This is a genomic window from Rhodanobacter sp. KK11, from assembly GCF_033345435.1.
GTDB lineage: Bacteria > Pseudomonadota > Gammaproteobacteria > Xanthomonadales > Rhodanobacteraceae > Rhodanobacter.
This window is the reverse complement of sequence record NZ_JAWPMI010000005.1, coordinates 546,447-566,135: the sequence shown is the minus strand read 5'-3', so window position 1 is coordinate 566,135 and position 19,689 is coordinate 546,447. Positions and strand designations below refer to the sequence as shown.

Annotated in this window: 19 protein-coding genes; 6 read left to right on the top strand and 13 right to left on the bottom strand. The window is 69.6% G+C overall.

Annotation, left to right across the window (positions count from 1 at the left end; all coding sequences use genetic code 11):
- Positions 1 to 2: 2 nt before the first annotated feature.
- Positions 3 to 413, top strand: a complete 411-nt coding sequence (locus R5H19_RS16080) for a VanZ family protein (protein ID WP_318160051.1) — start codon at positions 3 to 5, stop codon at positions 411 to 413.
- On the opposite strand, the gene R5H19_RS16075 is transcribed toward R5H19_RS16080, so the two are convergent.
- The 5 genes from R5H19_RS16075 to R5H19_RS16055 all read right to left on the bottom strand — a co-directional run bounded on the left by R5H19_RS16075 (position 390) and on the right by R5H19_RS16055 (position 6,280).
- A complete protein-coding gene (locus R5H19_RS16075) occupies positions 390 to 2,624 on the bottom strand; it encodes an LTA synthase family protein (RefSeq protein ID WP_318160050.1) in 2,235 nt (744 codons plus the stop codon). The two genes, R5H19_RS16080 and R5H19_RS16075, sit on opposite strands and share 24 nt — an antisense overlap.
- A gap of 7 nt (positions 2,625 to 2,631) precedes the next feature.
- Positions 2,632 to 3,879, bottom strand: coding sequence for a multifunctional CCA addition/repair protein (locus tag R5H19_RS16070; protein ID WP_318160049.1), 1,248 nt, complete (start codon positions 3,877 to 3,879; stop codon positions 2,632 to 2,634).
- Between the two features lie 159 nt (positions 3,880 to 4,038).
- The gene (locus R5H19_RS16065; RefSeq protein ID WP_318160048.1) at positions 4,039 to 5,184 is read right to left on the bottom strand and encodes a site-2 protease family protein; all 1,146 of its coding nucleotides are present in this window, start codon (positions 5,182 to 5,184) and stop codon (positions 4,039 to 4,041) included.
- Positions 5,185 to 5,442: 258 nt separating this feature from the next.
- Positions 5,443 to 6,090 carry a dihydrofolate reductase family protein gene (locus R5H19_RS16060; protein ID WP_318160047.1) on the bottom strand — a complete coding sequence of 216 codons (648 nt, stop codon included), beginning with the start codon at positions 6,088 to 6,090 and terminating at the stop codon, positions 5,443 to 5,445.
- 43 nt (positions 6,091 to 6,133) lie between these two features.
- The gene (locus R5H19_RS16055) at positions 6,134 to 6,280 is read right to left on the bottom strand and encodes a hypothetical protein (protein WP_318160046.1); all 147 of its coding nucleotides are present in this window, start codon (positions 6,278 to 6,280) and stop codon (positions 6,134 to 6,136) included.
- A 189-nt stretch (positions 6,281 to 6,469) separates the two neighbouring features.
- Between R5H19_RS16055 and R5H19_RS16050 the strand changes: the two genes are divergently transcribed.
- Positions 6,470 to 8,056: a sulfotransferase gene (locus R5H19_RS16050; RefSeq protein ID WP_318160045.1), complete on the top strand. Its 1,587-nt coding sequence runs from the start codon at positions 6,470 to 6,472 to the stop codon at positions 8,054 to 8,056.
- Between the two features lie 304 nt (positions 8,057 to 8,360).
- Here R5H19_RS16050 and R5H19_RS16045 read toward each other — a convergent pair whose 3' ends face one another.
- Positions 8,361 to 9,299 carry a complex I NDUFA9 subunit family protein gene (locus R5H19_RS16045; protein ID WP_318160044.1) on the bottom strand — a complete coding sequence of 313 codons (939 nt, stop codon included), beginning with the start codon at positions 9,297 to 9,299 and terminating at the stop codon, positions 8,361 to 8,363.
- Between the two features lie 18 nt (positions 9,300 to 9,317).
- Positions 9,318 to 11,354 (bottom strand): transglycosylase SLT domain-containing protein, encoded by a 2,037-nt coding sequence (locus tag R5H19_RS16040; protein WP_318160042.1) that lies wholly within the window; start codon positions 11,352 to 11,354, stop codon positions 9,318 to 9,320.
- Positions 11,355 to 11,526: 172 nt separating this feature from the next.
- Between R5H19_RS16040 and R5H19_RS16035 the strand changes: the two genes are divergently transcribed.
- Together R5H19_RS16035 and R5H19_RS16030 are read left to right on the top strand one after the other, a co-directional pair.
- Positions 11,527 to 13,083 (top strand): glycoside hydrolase family 17, encoded by a 1,557-nt coding sequence (locus R5H19_RS16035; protein ID WP_318160041.1) that lies wholly within the window; start codon positions 11,527 to 11,529, stop codon positions 13,081 to 13,083.
- A gap of 94 nt (positions 13,084 to 13,177) precedes the next feature.
- Complete coding sequence (locus R5H19_RS16030) at positions 13,178 to 13,573, top strand: hypothetical protein (protein WP_318160040.1); 396 nt, start codon at positions 13,178 to 13,180, stop codon at positions 13,571 to 13,573.
- 162 nt (positions 13,574 to 13,735) lie between these two features.
- Here R5H19_RS16030 and R5H19_RS16025 read toward each other — a convergent pair whose 3' ends face one another.
- From R5H19_RS16025 to R5H19_RS16005, 5 genes are all read right to left on the bottom strand, one after another.
- On the bottom strand, positions 13,736 to 14,116 hold the full coding sequence (locus R5H19_RS16025; RefSeq protein ID WP_318160039.1) for a hypothetical protein: 381 nt from the start codon (positions 14,114 to 14,116) through the stop codon (positions 13,736 to 13,738).
- On the bottom strand, positions 14,113 to 14,940 hold the full coding sequence (locus R5H19_RS16020) for an endonuclease/exonuclease/phosphatase family protein (protein ID WP_318160038.1): 828 nt from the start codon (positions 14,938 to 14,940) through the stop codon (positions 14,113 to 14,115). Before R5H19_RS16020 ends, R5H19_RS16025 begins: the two co-directional genes overlap by 4 nt.
- Before the next feature lie 122 nt (positions 14,941 to 15,062).
- Positions 15,063 to 15,713 carry a thiol:disulfide interchange protein DsbA/DsbL gene (locus R5H19_RS16015; protein ID WP_318160037.1) on the bottom strand — a complete coding sequence of 217 codons (651 nt, stop codon included), beginning with the start codon at positions 15,711 to 15,713 and terminating at the stop codon, positions 15,063 to 15,065.
- A gap of 61 nt (positions 15,714 to 15,774) precedes the next feature.
- On the bottom strand, positions 15,775 to 16,668 hold the full coding sequence (locus R5H19_RS16010; RefSeq protein WP_318160036.1) for a thiol:disulfide interchange protein DsbA/DsbL: 894 nt from the start codon (positions 16,666 to 16,668) through the stop codon (positions 15,775 to 15,777).
- Positions 16,669 to 16,732: 64 nt separating this feature from the next.
- Positions 16,733 to 17,500 carry a c-type cytochrome gene (locus R5H19_RS16005; RefSeq protein WP_318160035.1) on the bottom strand — a complete coding sequence of 256 codons (768 nt, stop codon included), beginning with the start codon at positions 17,498 to 17,500 and terminating at the stop codon, positions 16,733 to 16,735.
- A 116-nt stretch (positions 17,501 to 17,616) separates the two neighbouring features.
- On the opposite strand from R5H19_RS16005, the gene R5H19_RS16000 reads away from it, so the two are divergent.
- On the top strand, positions 17,617 to 18,321 hold the full coding sequence (locus R5H19_RS16000) for a GTP-binding protein (RefSeq protein WP_318160034.1): 705 nt from the start codon (positions 17,617 to 17,619) through the stop codon (positions 18,319 to 18,321).
- Between the two features lie 130 nt (positions 18,322 to 18,451).
- Here the strand turns inward: R5H19_RS16000 and R5H19_RS15995 are convergent, their stop codons facing one another.
- Positions 18,452 to 18,943 (bottom strand): GAF domain-containing protein, encoded by a 492-nt coding sequence (locus R5H19_RS15995; RefSeq protein ID WP_318160033.1) that lies wholly within the window; start codon positions 18,941 to 18,943, stop codon positions 18,452 to 18,454.
- A 60-nt stretch (positions 18,944 to 19,003) separates the two neighbouring features.
- On the opposite strand from R5H19_RS15995, the gene R5H19_RS15990 reads away from it, so the two are divergent.
- The gene (locus R5H19_RS15990) at positions 19,004 to 19,687 is read left to right on the top strand and encodes a TMEM175 family protein (RefSeq protein WP_318160032.1); all 684 of its coding nucleotides are present in this window, start codon (positions 19,004 to 19,006) and stop codon (positions 19,685 to 19,687) included.
- Positions 19,688 to 19,689: the final 2 nt, after the last annotated feature.

Below are 19,689 nucleotides of genomic sequence, written 5' to 3'. Positions count from 1 at the left end.
CGATGAACGTCCAGACGCCCACACGACTGCGCTGGCATCGCGCCTGGTCCGTGCTGGGCGGCGCGATCATGCTGTGGGTGCTGTGGATGGCGCTGACGCCGGATCCGGGCATCACGCTGGCGTTCCCGTACGGCGACAAGCTGCTGCACGCCGCCACCTTCACCTGCCTGATGGGCTGGTGGGGCAACGTCTACAGCGAACGTCGCTCGCGTAGCTGGGCCGCACTGGGCTGCCTGGCGTTCGGTATCTTCATCGAGTTCGCGCAGTGGCTGGACCCACCGCGCGACGCCGATGCGCTGGACGTGCTCGCCGACGGCGTCGGCATCGTCATCGCGCTGCTGTTGCTGCGCACGTCGCTCGCCAGCGTGCTGGCGAGCGTGGAAGCGTGGTCAGCGCGCCGGCACGGAGACTGAGCTGGCCGGTGCAGGTGCCGTGGCGGACCCCGCCGGCAGCGGTTCCACCGGCGTCGAATCCTCCGGCCGGCGCACCAGCTGGCCGCGCTTGAACAGCTCGCTGGCGACCTGGTAGTAGGCCACTGCCTGGGCGATCTGCTCCTCATCCTGCGGCTGCAGCGGCACGGCGTCGCCAGTGGCGTAGTCCGGCTTCATCTGCTCCAGCTTGCGCTGCGGCTCCAGCACGGTGAGCACGTCGTGGTGCAGGTAGCCGAGCTTCTCGTAGGTGGCCGGGAACGCGCGCTCGCGGCCGGGTTCCAGCTGGAACAGGTCGTAGCCGAAGAAGCGCGAGCGGTAGCTGAAGTTGAGCAGGCCGAGCAGGGTCGGCGCGATGTCGACCTGGCCCATCAGGCGATCCACGCGCTGCGGCGGGATGTGCTTCGGCGCGTAGATCCACAGCGGCACGTGGTAGCGGTTCACCGGCACGCTGGTCTTGCCGGCGCTGGAGGCGCAGTGGTCGGCGGTGATCACGAACACGGTGTCGTCGAAATACGGCTTCTCCCGCGCGCGGCGGATGAAGTCGCCGATCGCCCAGTCGGTGTATGCCACCGCGCCCAGGCGGGTGCCGTTGGCCTGCTTCACGCGGCCTTCCGGGAAGGTGTACGGCCGGTGGTTGGAGGTGGTCATGACGTGCAGGAAAAAGGGTTTTCCCTCGGTGTGGATCTGGTCCATCTGGTTCAGCGCCAGCGTGTACAGATCCTCGTCAGCCACGCCCCAGACGTTCTCGCCGTGGATCGGCATGCCCTTGGGGATGTCGCGCCGATCCACCGCCCGATAGCCGTTGTGGCCGAAGAAGTAGTTCATGTTGTCGAACTGGCCGTAACCGCCGTAGACGAAGTCGGACTGGTAGCCGCGGTCGTTGAAGATGCCGGCCAGCGAGAACAGGTTCTCGTTGTCGTGCGCCTTCACCAGCGAGTCGCCCGGCGTGGGCGGCACCGACAGCGCCAGCGCCTCCAGCCCGCGCACCGTACGCGTGCCGTTCGCGTACAGGTTGTCGAAGAACAGGCTCTGTCCGACCAGTGAGTCGAGGTACGGGGTGACGTGGTCCTGGTTGCCGAACGTGCCCAGGTAGTCGCCGGACAGGCTCTCCACGCTGATCAGCACCACGTTGAGCCGCTTCTCGGGGCCGACCCGGCGGATCGCGCGGGTGAGGTCGCGCGGATCGTCGCTGAGGTAGGTTGCCTCGGGCGTCTTCAGCATTTCGCGCACGCGGCGGAACGCCTCGTCGTCGGGCAGCGCGCGGTAGAACTTCGCGTAGTCGAGATGGCTGCTGCGGAACGCGTTGAAGAACTGGTAGATGCCGTTGCCGGCCAGTTCGTTGACGTAGTTGTTGCCGGTGCGGTCCTTCATGCTGCCGTTCACCGCAGCCACCGAAACCACCGTCAGCACCAGCCACAGCAGCACCACCTTGCCGCGCTGCCAGAAGCGGCTGCCGTCGTCGCGCACGCGCAGGGCGCGCCGGCTGAGCGCGAACACCACCAGCGTGGCGGCGGCCAGCAGCGCCAGCCACAGGCCGATCGGGTAGGACTCGCGGATGTTGCCCACCACTTCGGTGGTGTAGACCAGATAGTCCACCGCGATGAAGTTGAAGCGCACACTGAACTCGTTCCAGAACACCAGTTCCGAGGCGGCCACGAACAGCAGGCCATAGATCAGCAGCACGGCGAAGCCGTTCAGCATGGCCTGGCCAGCCCTGGAGGTGTAGGTAAACGCGGCCAGCGGCAAGACGAACAGGAACGGCACGAGCACCGGCCAGCTCTGCTTGAGGCTGGCGTGATACATCAGGTGCAGGGCGCCGATGCAGAGCGCGCAGGCCGCGGTCAGCCCGATGGCGTAGAGCAGCCAGCGCAGTGGCGGCGCCACGCGGCCGGAGCGGGTCGGCACGATCCACAGGAACAGCACCAGCGGCCACGCCACATAGATGAAAGTGACCAGGTCGTAGCCCAGCCCCACGCCGAATGCGTACAGCAGGTTCAGCGGCGTGTGCGGCACTTCGCTGCCGGACATCACCAGCAGCACCACGCGGGTGGCGAACGAGATGGCCAGGTAGGTGATCGCCAGCCACCACAGCGGCCGGAAACGCTGACGCAAGGAAGAAGTCGGGGTGAAGGCACTCGACACGGGCAACTCCAGCAAAGGGGGATCAACGGGTGCCCGGGTGGGCGTCGTCATCCGGGCTTTATACCGCGGATCCGCTTGGCGAAGGCTTAGTCCGCAGCACGGCGATGGCCTCGACGCGGGCCTGCTCCATCGCCTGGCCGATCGCCGGGCCGGTCAGGCCGCGGGCGACGAAGTCGGCGGACGCGACCGCGGCGGCGGCGGCGCGCGCCGCGCGCAGGTAATCCGCCTGTGGGTAATCATCGTGCTCGTGACCCAGCCGGCCGCGCTGATCCGCCTCGCAGGCGGCGAGGAACAGCTCCAGCCGCGCCGGCCGGCGCAGTGCGTCCAGTGCGCCCAGCAGCTTCAGCACGGTGGCCGGCTTCAGCTCGAACGCACGGTGCACGTTCAGGTGCTCGCGGCAGACCAGCTCGGCCAGCGTGGCGTGTTCGGTCGGCACCTTCAGCCGCGCGGCCAACGCGCGCAGCGGCGCCACGCCGCGATGCTCATGACCGATGTGGCGCGGCAGTTCGCTGGTCGGGGTGAGTGCCTTGCCGAGGTCGTGGGTCAGCGCGCAGAAGCCCACCACGTCGTTGCCCGGCGCCAGCCGCGCCGCCGCATCCAGTACCAGCTCCACGTGCACGCCGGTGTCGATCTCCGGATGGAACTCGGCGCGCTGCGGCACGCCGTACAGCGCGTCGACCTCGGGAAACAGCACGGCCAGTGCACCGCACCCGCGCAGCACGCGCAGGAAGGCCGACGGCTGCGGCTCGCCCAGCGCCTTGCGCGTTTCCGCCCACACGCGCTCCGGCACCAGGTGGTCGACCTCACCGTCGGCCACCATCTGCCGCATCAGCGCCATCGTCTCGTCGGCCACCGTGAAACCCAGTGGTGCAAAGCGCGCAGCAAAGCGCGCCACCCGCAGCACCCGCACCGGGTCCTCGGCAAACGCCGGCGACACGTGGCGCAGCACGCGCGCCTCGAGGTCGCGCACGCCGCCGAACGGGTCGGTCAGCGCGCCGTGCTCGTCCTCGGCGATCGCGTTGATGGTGAGGTCGCGCCGGGCCAGGTCCTGCTCCAGCGTGATCGTCGGGTCGGCCTGGAACACGAAGCCGTGGTAGCCGCGCCCACTCTTGCGCTCGGTGCGCGCCAGCGCGTATTCCTCGCCGGTCTCCGGATGCAGGAACACCGGAAAGTCCTTGCCCACCGGCTTGTAGCCCAGCGCCAGCAGCTCGTCCGGCGTCGCGCCGACCACCACGTGGTCACGGTCGACCACCGGGCGGTGCAGCAGTTTGTCGCGGACCGCGCCGCCGACCAGATAGGTATGCATGGTGGGATTCTGCCATGCGCGGCGCGGCGGTGACGCGGGTATCAAGTGCGACAGAGAGCCATCGGAAGTCGCATGGCGAGTGCAGCATTTGTCCTTCGCCACCTCACTGTGTGGCGCGAACGCGACGCGTCGCACTGAGGTTTTGCCCAAGCCGGCTGTTTACCCGGGTTGGTTCGATCGCGGCGCCGGCGCGTCCGGCACCAGGGCCAGCATCCGCTGGCGGATCAAGGCCTCGCTCGGTGCAAGCGCCCTGTCCAGTGACTGGCCGGCCAACTGCTGGACCTCGTCGAGCAAGCGCTGAGCTTTCGTCCGGTCACCTTCCAGCAGGGCACGCAGGGCGAGGCATCGGGTCCACAGGACGGGGGCACTCCAGGTAGCCTGCTTCGGCAGCAGGCCGTCGACCAGGCCGCCGCCGTCGTTGTCCCGCATTGCGCGAGAAAATGCCAACTCGGTGCGGATGCAGGCCAGGAAGTCGGTGAGGTCGCGCTTCATGGCTGGTGGCAGGGCCTGCGAAAGCTGTTCGAATGCCGCTTGTGCGGCAGCCGCCTGCTGCCATTCGCCGAGGTTCTGATGAGCTTTCAGGCGGTACCACAACGCGACCACCGGCATTGGCGCCGGCTGGACATCGAGTTGGGCCAGATGATCTTGTGGCAGTCGATCCGCGGTGAGGCCGGACACGGTGAGCGCAAGCAATCGGACATGCGCAAACTGGGGACCGTGCTCCCGCTGCCGGTCGCGCCACAACCACAGCAGCAGCCCGTCGCTGCCCAGCCCGCGCGTACTGGGAATCAGATTGGCCAACCCGACGGTGGCATTTGCCACCGCGAAAGCCAGCGTCAGCCACGCTACCGCGTGCGGCAGCCACGGGAGTGCCAACGAGCCAATGAGCACTGCCGCCACCAGATTGGCGCCTGGCCCACCGACAATCATGCGAATACTTTGCGTCCTCAGCGGACGAGCGGGATCGTGAGTGGCGATGACATAGCCGGCAGCCTTGATCTTGCCCCGCGCGGTCCAGCGAATACGCCAGCCACGTCGTCGCGGCATCAGTTCGACGCGGCCGATGCCCATGCGCAATACGGTCATGCCGGCAGAGCGTGCCGCCAGATAGTGCCCGCCCTCATGGATGACGAGCGCTGCCAGCATCAGCGGCATCACCAGCAGAAGCGGCAGGAACACGACGCTGCCGGCGTCGCCCAGTGCCAGCGCACACAGCGCCATGCCGATGATCCAGCCGCTACAAGCGATCAATCCCTGAGTGAACACGCCGAGCCGATTGGCCCAGCGAGCCAGGCCGGCACTCATCGAAGCGGCCCGCTGTCGATGGCGGAAGCCGGCCCGGCGAGAGAACTGCAACGGTGTGCAGCAGTAATGTCGTCGAGTTCGATCGGCGCGGTCGTCGAAGTCCGCTGCGGACGGATGGCTACGGTGCAGTGCATCACTCCCCCTGAAACGCGGACACCATATTGTCTGGATGACGCGCACCTGGCCCACCTTGAGCGCCAGCTCCCGCCGCCCACGCGTGCGGTCGGCATCGGGGCGCCGGAGGATTCGCGCCGGTCCTCATCCGCGCTTGCGCAGGAAAACGTGGCAGGCGCGCTCGCCCATCCGCTGGTGCTCGCAGGCATAGCCCAGCGCGGGCAGGTCGAGGCCGCCCAGCAGGTGTTCGCCGCTGCCGAGCAGCACCGGCCGCAGGGCCAGATGCAGCTCGTCGACCAAGCCGGCGCGCAGGTATTCGCGCACGGTGGCCACGCCGCCGCCGAGGCGCACGTCGAGGCCGTCCGCCGCTTCGCGGGCCTGGCGCAGCGCGGCCTCGATGCCGTCGGTGACGAAGTGGAACTCGGTGCCGCCGGCCATGCGCAGGCTGTGGCGTGGGTGGTGGGTGAGCACGAACACCGGCGTGCGGTAGGGCGGCTCCTCGCCCCACCAGCCCTGCCAGCGCTCGTCCGGCCACGGGCCACGCACCGGGCCGAACATGTTGCGCCCGAGGATCCACGCGCCGATGCCGGCGAAGCCTTGCTCGGCGAGTTCGTTGTCGACGCCGGTCTCGCCGCCGTCCTGGCCCTGCATGCGCCGCCACAGCCGGGTGGGGAAGAACCATTCCATCAGCGCGGGGCCGCCGACGCCGAGCGGGTGCTCGAGATCCTGGCGCGGCCCGGCGCCGTAGCCGTCGAGGGAGAGCGCGAAGCTGTGCACGCGAAGTTTCGCCATGTCCTGGTCCGCCCTGCCGCCCGTTGAAGCCGCAGTCTAGCCGTCAGGCCAGCCGCAGGTCTTCTGGCCGCGCCTGCGGAAACGCCGTCTGCAGCGGGCCGGCGTGCAGACCCCGCAGTCGCGCGAGGAAGCCAGGGCGGTAGTCGCTGGCGCGGCGGCCAGCATCGGCGCGCGGGCGTGTGGCGGGCATGCGTCGATTCCAGGCGCGGCGACGGAAGGGCCAACGCCAGGCGTGCGCGGGCGGATGACCGCCGCGACGCGTCGCCATGGCGGGATCATTGGGTCGCATCCAGCCAGTCGCTGCGCAGCTTTATGCTGGCGTCCTCCTCACGTAAGCTGGCGCTTCGTGTTGAAAGGTGGCCACAGGGGGCTTCCGGGCATGGTGGGAAAACCGGCTCACCCGTTGCTGCGGGATCGCGCCGCAGGCCTGTCGGCGGAGGCGGTGCGGCGGCTCGACGAGGCCAGCGGCGCGATGGCCGGCGGCGAGCTGGTTCGTGCCGAGGCGGCCCTGGCCGCGGTGCTGGCGCTGGCGCCCGACAACATCGAGGTGCTGCGTGTGTCGGCCCAACTGCAGCAGCTGCGCGGCGACCACGCGCAGGCGGTGGCGATCCTGCGCGAGGCGCTGGCGAAGGCTCCACGCGACGCCCTGCTGCACATCGGCCTGGGTGTTTCGCTGCAGTCACGGGGCGAGAACGAAGCAGCCCTGTCGGCGCTGCAGCAGGCCTGCGAACTGGCCCCCGACTTCGCGCCGGCGTGGTTCAACCTGGGTCGGCTGTTCCAGCTGCAGGGGCGTCCGGCCGGAGCGATCACCGCGCTGCATCGTGCGCTGGATCTCGATCCGGACCACCTGGCGGCGCGACTGGTGCTGGCCGCGGCGCAGGCCGGCCTCGGCGCCGAGGCCCCGGCGGCCGCGAACTATCGTGAGGTGCTGCGGCGCCAACCCGGCCATCCGGAAGCCTGGGGCGGCCTGTCCGCGCTGGACGCCGAGCATTTCGGCCAGGACGACGTGGTCCGGCTGCAGCAGGCGCTGCAGATGCCGCAGCCGACGCCGCACGCACGCATCCAGCTCGGTTTCGCGCTGGCCCGCGCGCTGGAGGACCAGGGCGACTACCATGCGGCGTTCCGCGCCCTGCGCAAGGCCAACGCGTGGCGGCGCCGGCAGCTGAACTGGAACGCGGCGGGCATGCGCGCGCGCGCCGAGGCCGTACTGGCAGCGTTCGCCGAACCGCTGGCCGGGGCCGCGGATGGCGCACTGGGCGAGCCGGTGATCTTCCTCATGGGGCTGCCGCATGCCGGCGCCGGGCTGGTCCGGCAGATCCTGGCCGCGCATCCGTACGTGGGTGGCGGCGACGATTCGCCCGAGTTGCAGCGGGTGATCAGCGAGGAATCGACCCGGCGCGGGCAGCCGCTGCTGCAGTGGATCGGCTCGGCCACACCGGCGGACTGGGCGCGCCTGGGCCAGGATTACCTGGCGCGCACCGCGCACTGGCGCCGCGGCCTGCCGCGCTTCATCGACGCGAACCGGATGAACTGGCGCGTGGTGGGCGTGGCGTTGGCGATGCTGCCGGGCGCGCGGGTGGTGCATTGCCGGCGCGACGCGCTGGAAACCTGTTTCGCCTGCTACCGCCAGCTGTTCGCCGATGGTCACGACTTCAGCTACGACCTGGACGACATCGCCAGCTACTGGCGCGACCACGAGCGGCTCGGCCGGCACTGGCAGCGGTTGTTCCCGCAGCGCTTTCTCGAACACGACTACGAGGCCTCGCTGGCCGATCCGGAGACCCAGGTGCGTCGACTGCTGGCGTTCTGCGGGCTTGAAGCCGACCCGGCCTGCCTCGGCTTCCGGCAGGCGCCGGCGGCGCGCACCGCGTTGCGCACGCGCCAGCCCTGGCAGTACGAGCCGGCCCTGGCTGCGCGCTACGGCGCCGAACTGGACCGCCTGCGCCTGCTGCTGGGCATGCACTGAATCGCCGGTTCTTCCTTAGGGATGCCCTGATCTATTCAGCGCAGGCGGCATGATATCCAGAAGGTTCGCAGGCGGCAGCGCGTGGCGCAGGCAAGGCTGGCTGCCTTGGCAAGCCGCGCGCTGCCGCCTGCGGGCCTTCTGGATATCACCCCATCATTATGTTTTGAGCTGTGGGGCCGGCTCTGTCTGTCCGCATCTCCGCGGCGCGCCTCCTCGACAGGCGGACGCCTGCCTTCGTCCGCGCACCACGAATCTGCGAACAGACAGAACCGGTGCCGCCTGCGCTGAATAGATCAGGGCATCCTTAGCGCCGCAGCGAACGCGCCGCGGCCAGCCGGCGTTGCCGCGGCGGCTCGCCGAGCAGTATCGGCAGCCACGGCGTGAACGGTTGCGGCACGATGCCGAGTGCGGCGTAGCCGTCCGCCTTGCCGACCGAGTCGGTGCGCAGCGAGCGGAAGTTGTCCAGCGAAAACGGCTTGCCGGGCAGCAGCTCGGCGACCTGCGCCTGCAGCCGGCCGAGGCTGTCGGGCAGCGCGATGATCGGCGTGCGCAGGCCGGCGGCGGCGCGGATCGCGCGCACGATCTCGCCCAGCGTGAGCACCTCGGGGCCGTACAGTTCGAAGCTGCGCCGCTGGCCCAACGTCGGATGATCGACACAGCGGGCGATCGCCTCGGCCACGTCGCCGACGAAGGTGGGCGCCATCCGCGACGGCGCGCGCGCCAGCGGCAAGGCCGGCAGCTGCCGCAGCAGCCTGGCGAAGCGGCTGACCAGGCCGTCGCCGGGGCCGAAGATCACGCTGGGCTGGTAGATCGTCCAGTCCAGCGCGGAGGCCCTGACCAGCGCCTCGGCCTCGCCGCGCGTCTTCAGGTACTGCGACAGGCCCTGGCCCGCCTTCAGCGAACTCATCTGGTGCAGGCGCGTCACGCCGCCGGCTTCGCACGCGGCGATCAGCCGGCGGGTGAGTTCGACGTGCACGCGCTGGAAGCTGTTCCGGCCGTGCGGGTTGAGGATGCCGACCAGGTTGATCACCGCGTCGGCACCGGCCAGCTGCCGACGCAACACGTCGTCGTCGTGGATGTCGGCGCTGCGCACGCTGACCGTGGGCAGCACGCCGAGCTCGCGGTGCTGCTCGCGGTTGCGGCTGAGCAGCACGATGCGGTGGCCGTCGGCGGCCAGGCGCGGTACCAGATGGCTGCCGACGAAACCGGTGCCGCCGAGGATGACGAGTTGCTGTGCGCTCATGCGAAGGCTCCCCTGCACTCAGGGCGTGGCGGATACCGCACTGGCCGCTGCGGCCGGTTCGACGGCCGGCGGGCAGGCGACCGTGCGGCGTACCGTCGCGGCGGTCGGCAGTGTGTACGGCTGGCCGATGGCGCCCATGCGCGTGGCCAGCGGCACCACCGTCTCACCGCTCAAGCGCCAATCGTAGATCACGCTGAACGCCATTACCCGCGCCACGTACTCGCGGGTTTCCTTGTACGGGATGGTGGCGATGAACAGGTCCGGCGCCAGCGTGCCGCGTGCAGCCAGCCATTGGTCGACCTTGTTCGGCCCGGCGTTGTAGGCGGCGCTGGCCAGCCACGGCGAACCGTTGAAGCGCGCGGCCATCTGTGCCAGGTAGCGCGTGCCCAGCGCAATGTTGGTGGCCGGGTCGTACAGCGTGTCGCCACCGCCCCAGTCGAGCCCGTTGCGCTTCGCCACCAGCGCGGCGGTGGCCGGCAGCAGCTGCATCAGGCCGCGCGCGTCGGCGCCGGATTGCGCGTCGCTGACCCAGGCACTTTCCGCACGCAGGATGCCGTAGGCCCAGGCCGGCTCGATCCCGGCCTGTTCGGCCTGCGGCACCAGGCCGTCCTGGCTGGCCAGCGGGAAGCGCAGCTCGTACAGCCGCAGTGCGTCGCCGCTGCTCAGGGCGAACACCGCGCGGTCGTACCAGCCGCGGCGGTTGGCCAGGTCGGCGGCGAGCCGCTGGGTGGCCGGGTCGGCGCCCTGCAGGGCGCGTGTCCACTCGCGCCGGGCCAGCTTCGGCAGGTCCACTGCGTACAGCTCGAACGCCCGCAGCAGGCCGGGGTTGGCCAGCAGGGCCTGTTCGCGCTGCGGATCGCCGGCCAGGCTCAGCGGACAGATCGCGTACGGCAGGTCGAGTCGGTCGGCGGAGAGGAAGCCGTAGAAGTTGGGTTTGCCGGCCTGGGCGTCGAGCAGCCGCCGCGCCTCGCCGTCACGGCCCAGCGCGGTCAGCGCGCGGGCGCGGAAGTATTGCCATTCGCCGTCCTGCTGCTGGCTGGCGGGCATCGCGTCGAGGCCGGCCAGCACCGCGTTCCAGTCCTGCCGCGCCAGCGCCACGCGCACCCGCCATTCGCGGGTGGCGTCGGTCTGCGCGGCGGCGGGCAACGCGATCAGCCGGGCCAGCGCGCCGTCGTCGAAATCGGTGGCGTGGTACAGCGCCAGGGCCTGCAGGATCCGGTTGCGCTGGGCCTCGCTGAAGCCGAAGCGAGGCCGCAGCTGCTGCCAGGCGATGTCGGCGGCGTCGACGTCGCGGCGGGCCTGGCGGGTCAGCGCCAGCGTGGCGGCCTGGCGCTGACGCGGCTGGTCGGGCCAGCTGCGCGCGGCGTTCAGCGCAGCGGCCGGATCGCGCAGCGCCTGCGCCAGCTGCAGCGCGCTGGCGCGGCCGGGTTCGGCGAGCCAGCCGGCGAGGCTGGCGATGGTGCCGGCCTGGCCGGCGTCGGCAGCGCGGTCGATCCGCGTCCACAGCCGCGCCTCGGTCAGCAGGCCCTGGTCGTGCGCGGCGGCGAGCACCGGGTCGCAGGCGTCGGGCAGGTTCGGCTTGACCCACAGCGCGGCCAGGTCGCGCTCGAAGTCCAGCACGGCGCCGCCGGCCAGGCGCGCCTGCAGCGCGTCGCACGCCAGCGTGTCGCCGAGGCCGCTCTGGTACAGCGCGAGGAAGCTGCTCCAGTCCTGCCGGCGCGCCAGTTCCAGCAGGAACGCGCGGCGCAGGTCGGCGGCGGGAATCCAGTCCGGGTATTGCGCGAGATACGCCTCGACGCTGGCGCGATCGACCTGCTGGATGTCGTGCTGCAGCGCTGCGGCTTGCAGGTACGGATACAGCGGGTAGTCGCGCAGGCCGCTGGCCAGGCTGCGCCAGCCATCGCCGCCTTGCTGGGCGGCGGCATAGGCCTGTTTGAAGGCGGCACGCTGGGTGGCGGTGGGTTCGGCGGCGTGCGCCATCGCACTGGCCAGCAGCCAGCCGGCGACCAGCAGCCAGGCCAGCGGAACACACCGCGATGAAGCGGAAACGGACATGACAACTCCTGCAATGGATCACTGGCAGTGTAGTCGATGCTCCGGGCCGGCTTGTCGCGATTCGGTGAGTGCGGGCGCGCCTGCTAAGCTGGCACGCTTCATCTTCAGCAGCTCCGGGATCGGCATGTCGTCAGCAGCTTCGCCCGCTTTTCGTCGAAACGGGTTGGCGTGGATGGTGCTGTTGCTGGCGACGCTGGCCGGGGCGTATTGGTGGTGGGCGATCGGCCGGCCGGTGGCGCTGCCGGATGCGCCGTCGGCGCGGATCGCCTGCGTCTCCTACGCGCCGTTCCGCCAAACCGGCGAGACGCCGCTGGACCCGAACGCCTACATCAGTCCCGAACGCATCGACGCGGACTTGCGCGCGCTGTCGCAGCGCTTCGACTGCGTGCGCACCTACTCGCAGGGGCAGGGCCTCAGCGCGGTGCCCGCGATCGCCGAGCGCTACGGCATGAAGGTGCTGCTGGGCATCTGGCTGAGCGGCGACGCGAAGGCGAACGCGCAACAGGTCGCGCTGGGCATCGCCACCGCGAACAAGTATCCGCGGGTATTGCGTGGGGTGATCGTGGGCAACGAGGTGCTGCTGCGCGGCGAGCGGACCTCGGCGCAACTGGCCGGCTATCTGCACCAGGTGCGCGAGGCGGTCCACGTGCCGGTGACCTATGCCGACGTGTGGGAGTTCTGGCTGCGCCACCCCGAGCTGGCCGGCTCGGTGGATTACCTGACCATCCACATCCTGCCGTACTGGGAAGACCAGCCGGTGCCGCCCGAAGGCGCGGTGCAGCACGTGGCGGCGGTGTACGCGAAGGTGCAGCAGGCGTTTCCCGGCCGGCGCGTGATGATCGGCGAGACCGGCTGGCCCAGCGCCGGGCGGCCGCGCCAGGCGGCCAGCGCCAGCGTGGTCAACGAGGCGCGCTACCTGCGCGAGTTCCTGCGCTACGCCGCCACCGTGCACATGCCGTACAACGTGATCGAGGCGTTCGACCAGCCGTGGAAGCGCGCGCAGGAAGGCACCGTCGGCGGCTACTGGGGCATCTTCGACGTGCAGGCGCGGCCGAAGTTCGCGATGCAGGGGCCGGTGACCGAGGAGCCGCGCTGGTGGCTCGGTTGGCTCGCCGGCGCCGCCGGTGCCGCGCTGTTCGTGCTGGCCGGCGGCCGGCAGCGGCGTCGGCGCGGCCATCTGGCGCTGGTGCTGGCCGGCATGGCCAGCGGCTGCGCGCTGGCGTGGCAGTACCGGCAGATGGTGTACGCCTGCCGCGACGGCTGGGAGTGGGCGGTGTCGCTCGCCGCCTGCGCGCTGGCCCTGCTCACCGCGTTGCGGCTGGCGCGCCGGATCGCCGCACGGCTGAGCGGCACGGCCGCCTCCGCGCCGCCGCCGCGCTGGCTGCGCGCCGGCTGGCTGTTCGCGCTGGCCTACTACGGCCTGCTGCTGGCGGTCGACGGCCGCTACCGCGATTTCCCGCTGGGCCTGTTCTGGCTGCCGTGCCTGGGCTACGCCCTGCTCGGCTGGCTGGGCGAGCGCCGCGCGGCGACGATGCCGTCACCAGAGGAACGCTTCCTCGCCCTGTGGCCGCTGCCGCTCGCGCTGGCGGTGCTGGTGCAGGAAGCCGGCCTCACCGCGGTGGCGTGGCTATGGCTGGGCCTGAACCTGCTGCTGGTGCTGCCGGTGCTGGTGGAGTGGTGCCGCGGGCGGCGCTTGGCGGGGCTACAGACACGGCCCGTCGGCCAGTAGCATCAGCGGGTTCGCAGGCAGACGAATGCAGGCGAGGTTGTTGCTTAATTACCTCCGTCCCCATTGATCCTCATTGATCGAGGAGGGAAAAGAAATGATTGATCTTGTTTGGATTCCTCGGCTGTCGTTAGGGCCATTTGTCATTGGCGGGTCTGTTGTTGGCGCAAAAGCGGTCTTGCCATTTTTGAGATCCGATGACCTACACGTTGGTTTTTTGGATATTGAATCTTACGTGTCCATCGACGGGTGGCTGCGAATCGAGGCTCGGGGTGACGCAATTGAATCGATCAGCTCGGAATCTGACTTTTTATACCATGGAAAGAATATCGTTGGGATGGCAGTTGCTGATATCGAAGATTTATTAGAATCCAAGGCTGACATGATAGATTCCACCGAGTCCGTTGATGATCCAGTGATCGTTGATTTTGATGGTTACGGGTTACAATTGGTCGTTAATGACGGCATTGTTTCTTCGGCGACCTGTTACTGATCTGATTTGCGATGCATGGCAAGGGCAAAATCCCAATCCACAGGGGGGAAATCGTCCTATGATTCGTGCCAATTAAAGGGGACGGAGGCAATTAAATAGCAATTCAAGGGGACGGAGGTAATTAAATACTGTCCTTCATGCCGATGGGCACCGGGGCGAGATTTACTCGCCACGCGACGCCAGTCCGGCCTGTCCGGCCACCCGCCACAGACACAACCCCCCAACCAGCAGCGCCAGCGCGCCGCTTTCCACGCAGTACAGCCACAGCGCGAAGGCGCCGAGCGCGGCGGCCAGCCAGGCGGTCCAGGCGCGCCGGTGCAGCAGCGCCAGCGCGGTCGCGATGAGCGCAGCGATGCCGTAGACGTCGTTGAGGAAGCCGAGCACCAGCCAGTGCCGCCACTGGCACCACCACGGGCCGCCGGCGCTGCACAGCTGGCCGATGGCGCTGGATTCGACCAGGCCGTAGCGCAACCAGGCCGCGGCCAGCGCCACCGCCAGCAGCGCCAGCCATGGCAGCGTCCGCTTCCATGCCGGTGGATTCATCGAGGCCGGTGCCCGGGCTCGACCTCGGCCTCGGCCTTGCCGCCGACGGCCGCCGGCAGGCTGATCTCCGCCGCCAGCGGCAGGTGGTCGGAGAACGCCTGCGGCAGCGCCCAGGTCTTTTCCAGCTTGATCGCCGGCGAGGTGAGGATGTGGTCCAGCGCACGCCGCGGCTTCCAGCTGGGGAAGGTCGGCGTCGGCTGCGCTGGCGGCTGCAGGGTGGACTTGGCGAACAGCTGCCGCATCTCGCTGCTGCCGGGTTCGGTGTTGAGGTCGCCCATCAGCACCGCATGCGGGAAGTCCTGCAGCAGTTCGGCGATGAAGCCGAGCTGGCGTGCACGCGCCGGTGCGCTCAGCGACAGGTGCGCGATCATCACCGCCAGCGCGTTGTCGCCCTCGCCGAACTGGGCCAGCAGCGCGCCGCGGCCGGGAATCCGGCTGGGCAGCGGGTAGTCCAGCACCGTGTGCGGCTCCAGCCGGCTGATCAGGCCGTTCGCCGAGTGCGCCAGCTTGGCCATCGCGCGGTTCGGCTGGTGGCTCCAGAACGGCAGGCCGGCGGTCTCGGCGAGGTAGCGGGTCTGGTTGAGGAAGCCCGAGCGCAGGCTGCCGGCATCGGCCTCCTGCAGGCCGATCACGTCGAACTGCGCCAGTACCTCGGCCAGGCGGTCGAGGTTGTCCATCTTGCTGCGCCCGGGCAGCACCGCGTTGAGGCTGCGGGTGACGTACTCGCTGTAGCGCTGCACGCTGGCGCCGGCCAGGATGTTGCAGCTCAGCAGGCGCAGGCGGCGCTCGGCAGGGGCGGCTTGGAGGGTGGCGGCGCGGTTCATGGCAACACACTACACGGGAAGGGAACGCCGGCACGCACGCTCAGGCGCCGGCCCAGCGCCCAGCATGATCCATCGGACATGAACGGCGCGCCAGCCGGGCTGCCCGGCGCCGCGAATGGCGCCTATTTGCCGGCCAGCTCGCGCTTGACCAGCCATTGCGTCACCGCAACCATCTCGTCGTACGAATGCACCGCGGCCACGCGGTACTTGCCGTTGACCACGATGGTCGGGGTGCCGTCCACCTGCCATTTCTGGATCAGCGCGAGATCCGCCTTCAGCTTGGCGGTGGCCTCGGCCGAGGTGGCGATGCGCAGGAAGGCGGCGCGGTCGACGCCCTCGCGGGCGTAGAAATCGGCCAGTTCGTCCATCGAGTTGATCGGGTAGTGCTGGACGAACTTGGCGTCGAACAGTTGCAGGTGGGTGCGCTCGACCACGCCCAGCTGCTTCGCCGCGTAATACGCCCGCGCGTACGGCAGCCACTCGGCGCTGAACGGCGCCGGCACCAGCTCGAACGTCACCCCGGCCGGCAACTGCTGGCGCAGCTTCTCGGCCACCGGCGCGAACTGCGCGCAGTGGATGCAGCCATAGGAGAACACCTCGGCTACTTCCACCTTGCCCTCGTCGCTGTAGCGCTGGTACGGGGCAGGCAGGGTGACGTATTCGTTGCCTTCGGTGTACGGCGCCGGTGCGCCGGACTGCGCGGTGCAGGCGCTGGCCAGCAACAGGCCGGCAAGCAGGGTGAGCACGCGCAGGTGGGCGAATCGCTTGAACATGGTGGCTCTCTTCGCGGGGAGGCGGTGGGGGCGCCGTGCGGGCCGGACTGACCGGACCAGCCTACTTGCCGGCGGCTTCCTTGGCCACCAACCACTGGGTCAGCTCGACCGACTGCGCGTAGCCGCCGGCGGAGCCCGCCGTGAAGCGGTACTTGCCGTTGACGACCATGGTCGGCGTGCTTTCCACGCCATAGGCCTTCATCAGCTCGTCGGCACGCTTCATCCGCGTGTTGACCGTGAACGAGTTGGCGACGCCGACGAATTCCTTCGGGTCGACGCCGTACTTGGCGTAGAACTGCGCCACGTCCTCGATCGTCGGCCATGCCGAATGCGGCTTCAGCCCGCTGGACTTCAGGTTGTAGGTGGACAGCTCGCCGCTCTTCCACACCGCGTCGAACATCGCGTCGTGGGTCTTGCCGTCCAGGCCCAGCGCCTGCGCCGCGTAGAACGCGCGCTGGTACATCGGCCAGTTCTCGTCCGGTCGGAACGAGGCGGCCAGGTAATTCATCACCGCGTTCGGCGGCAGGCTCCTGGCGATCTGGTCGGCGGTGGCATGGAAGCCGTTGCAGGCCGGGCAACCGTAGGAGAACACCTCGGTCACCTCGATCTTGCCCGGATGGCTGGTCGGCTGCGCCGGGTCGATCAGGAAGTAGTGCTTGCCTTCGACCCACTTGCCGTCGTCCACGAACGGCGTGGCGGCAGCGACCGGGGCGGACTCCTCGGCGGGGGCGGTCGCAGCCGGTGCGGCGGCAGTCGTGTCGGCGGCGGCAGGCGCCACGCTGTCGGCGGCGGCCGCTGCGGCGCTGCTCGCGGGGCTGGCCGGCGACGCGGCTTCGGCACTGCTGCTGGTGGCGGGAGTGGCGGCCGGTTGGGCGGCGCTGCCGGTGTTGCTGTCATGGCTGCAGGCGGCGAGCGCGAGCAGGGCGGCACACAGGAACAGCAGACGCTTCAGCATGGCATACCTCGAAAAGGCGGAACGCAAGACGACCGCGCCGACGCTGCGGTCGGCGCGGGTCCGGTCAGGGCGCGCTGGTCGGCTGGCTGCCGGCGCTGTGCAGGCCCTCGATGTAGCTGGCCAGGGCGGCGATGTCGTCGGCGCTCAGCTGCTTGGCGATCGCCGGCATCACCTGCGAGTGGGCATCGTCGCCCCAGCTGGTGCCGTCATGCCAGGCCTTCAGCGTGGCCTCGATGTACTGCGCGTGCTGGCTGGTCAGCTGCGGGTACATCGCGCCCGGATTGCCGCGGCCGTCGATGCTGTGACAGGCCATGCAGGCCGGGATGTCGCGCGTGGCGTCGCCCTGGCGGAACAGCGTCTGGCCGTGCTCGACCAGGGCCTGGTCGGCCACGCCGGGCAGCGCGGTCTTGCTGGCGAAGTAGGCGCCGAGGTCGTGCATGTCCTGCTCGGACAGCGGCGCGGCCATGCCCATCATGATCGGGTTCTGCCGCTTGCCGGCCTTGAAGCTGGTCAGCTGGCGCACGATGTACTGCTCGCTCTGGCCGGCCAGTTTCGGGTATTGCGCATCGGCGGAATTGCCGTCCATGCCGTGGCAGGCGCCGCAGACGGCGGCCTTGGCCTGGCCGGCAGTGGCGTCGCCCGGCTTCACCGCCGCCGTGGCGGCGGTCGTCGCCGGCGCGGCAGCCGGTGCCGCCGCGGTGCTGGCGGCGGCTGGCGCGGCAGTCTCCGGCTGGGCGTCTTGTGCCATCACGGCGCCGGCGGACAGCGCCAGCCCGAGGGCCAGGGCAGGCCCGAGAACCGTGGGTCGAAAACCAGCGGACCGAAAACTCATACACTTGACTCCCGAGAGACTTGCGAACACTGCCTTGGGATCGCGGCCGCGCGGCCTGCAACAGGCAGAAACCTCAGAATTATCCCGTGCCACCCTACCTTGGTCAAACCATTCCCATGCCCAATCCCCTGCAGGGCGCGCAATTCGTGCTCGCCGCCCACCGCGTCAGCCAGCTTCCCGCCGACCAGGGCGCCGAAGTGGCGTTCGCTGGCCGCTCGAATGCCGGCAAGTCCAGCGCGCTGAACGCCCTGACCGGGCACAGGGGCCTGGCGCGTACTTCCAAGACCCCCGGCCGCACCCAGCAGATGGTCGCGTTCAGCCTGCCGCCGTACAGGGATGTGCCAGTGTCGCGGGCGCAGGATGCGCAGGAGCGACCGCCTGCCGCAACCACCGGTGGGTCGGCGCAGGACCTGCGTCTGATCGACCTGCCCGGCTATGGCTACGCCAAGGTGCCGCTGGAAATGCGCGAGCACTGGCGGCAGGAGATCGACCGCTACCTGCACCAGCGCCGCAGCCTGCGCGGCGTGGTGCTGATCGCCGACATCCGCCATCCGCTGAAGGAGTTCGACCGGATGATGCTGGACTTCTGCTTCGCCAGCGGCCTGCCCTGCCACCTGCTGCTGACCAAGGCCGACAAGCTCTCGCGCAACCAGGCCGCGCAGGCGCTGGCGGCGATGCGCAAGAGCTTTCCCGACGGCCTGCACGCCACCGCGCAGATGTTCTCCTCCACCGCCGGCACCGGCGTGGACGAGGCGCGGCAGGCAGTGGCGGCGCTGTTGCGGCAGCCGCGCGACGGCGTGCACCAGGATCGCGAAGGCTAACGTGCAGGAGCCCGCTCGCGGGCGATGCTCTGCTTTTGCGAATCCTGGCTCCCAACAGACGAACGTCTGGTCATCCCGGCGAAGAGCGTCGCCCGCGAGCGTGCTCCTACGACAAGGGTGTCGAGGTCGATCATCCGTCGACCGAGGCCATGAACGCCGCGCACAGCGCTTCCATGCCGGCGCGGTCCTCCTCGTCGAAGCGGTCGGTGACCGGGCTGTCCACGTCCCACACGCCGAGCAGGCTGCCGTCGGCCTTCACCAGCGGTACGACGATCTCCGACTGCGAGGCGGCGTCGCAGGCGATGTGCCCGGCGAACGCGTTGACGTCGCGCACCAGCTGGGTCTGACGTGTCTGCGCGGCGGTACCGCACACGCCCTTGCCGAGCGCGATGCGGATGCACGCCGGCTTGCCCTGGAACGGGCCGACCACCAGCTCGTGGCCGTCGTACAGGTAGAAGCCGGCCCAGTTCACCTGCGGCAGGCTGTGGTAGACCAGCGCGCTGAAGTTCGCCGCGTTCGCGATCAAGTCGCGTTCGCCAGCGAGAATGCCGCGCGCCTGCCGCACCAGGTCGTCGTAGTGCTCACGCTTGCTGGCGTAGGCGTGGGTTTTCAGTTCGAACATGCGACGCACCCGGCAACAAAATACGTATTATGCGCCGAGCCAACGGCATGGGGATGCGCGATGAGCCTGACCGAGCAGCGCGAGGGGGTCGACGCGGGGCGACTGGACATGTTCGTGGACGGCGCCTTCGCCTTCACGCTGACCCTGCTGGTCATCGGCGGCGACGTGGTGCCGGACAGTGCGGAGGCGCTGCTGCACATGCTCGGCGGCATCCCGGCGTTTGCCGTGTGCTTCTCGATGATCGCCTATTTCTGGTACGGCCACGTGCGCTGGCGGCGCCGCTGTCCGAGCGCGGACGGCACCGGCCTGTGGCTGTCGCTGCTGCTGGTGTTCTTTGCGCTGATCTTCGTGTACCCGCTGCACATGATGTTCGCCAGTCTGTTCAACGCCTTCAGCGGCGGGCGATTGCCCAGCCGGTTTACCCTGGCCAGTGCCGGCGAGGTACGCGTGCTGCTGGTGGTCTACGGCTTCGCCTTCACCTGCATGGCCGGCACGCTTGTGCTGCTGTTCCGCCATGCGGCCCAGCGCGCGCGCCGCGTGGCGGCCTCGCCGCTGGAAGCGCAGTGCGAGCAGCTGGTGTGGATGGTGCCGACCGTGCTTGGCCTGGCCTCGGCGGCGCTGGCGCTGCTGCTGCCGCTGTCGGCGCCGGCGCCGCTGTGGGCGTTGCCGGGCTTCCTTTATGCGCTGATGTTCCTGATCGGGCCGCTCGTCGCCCGCTTCCGTCGCCGCCACGGCATGGGCTGAGG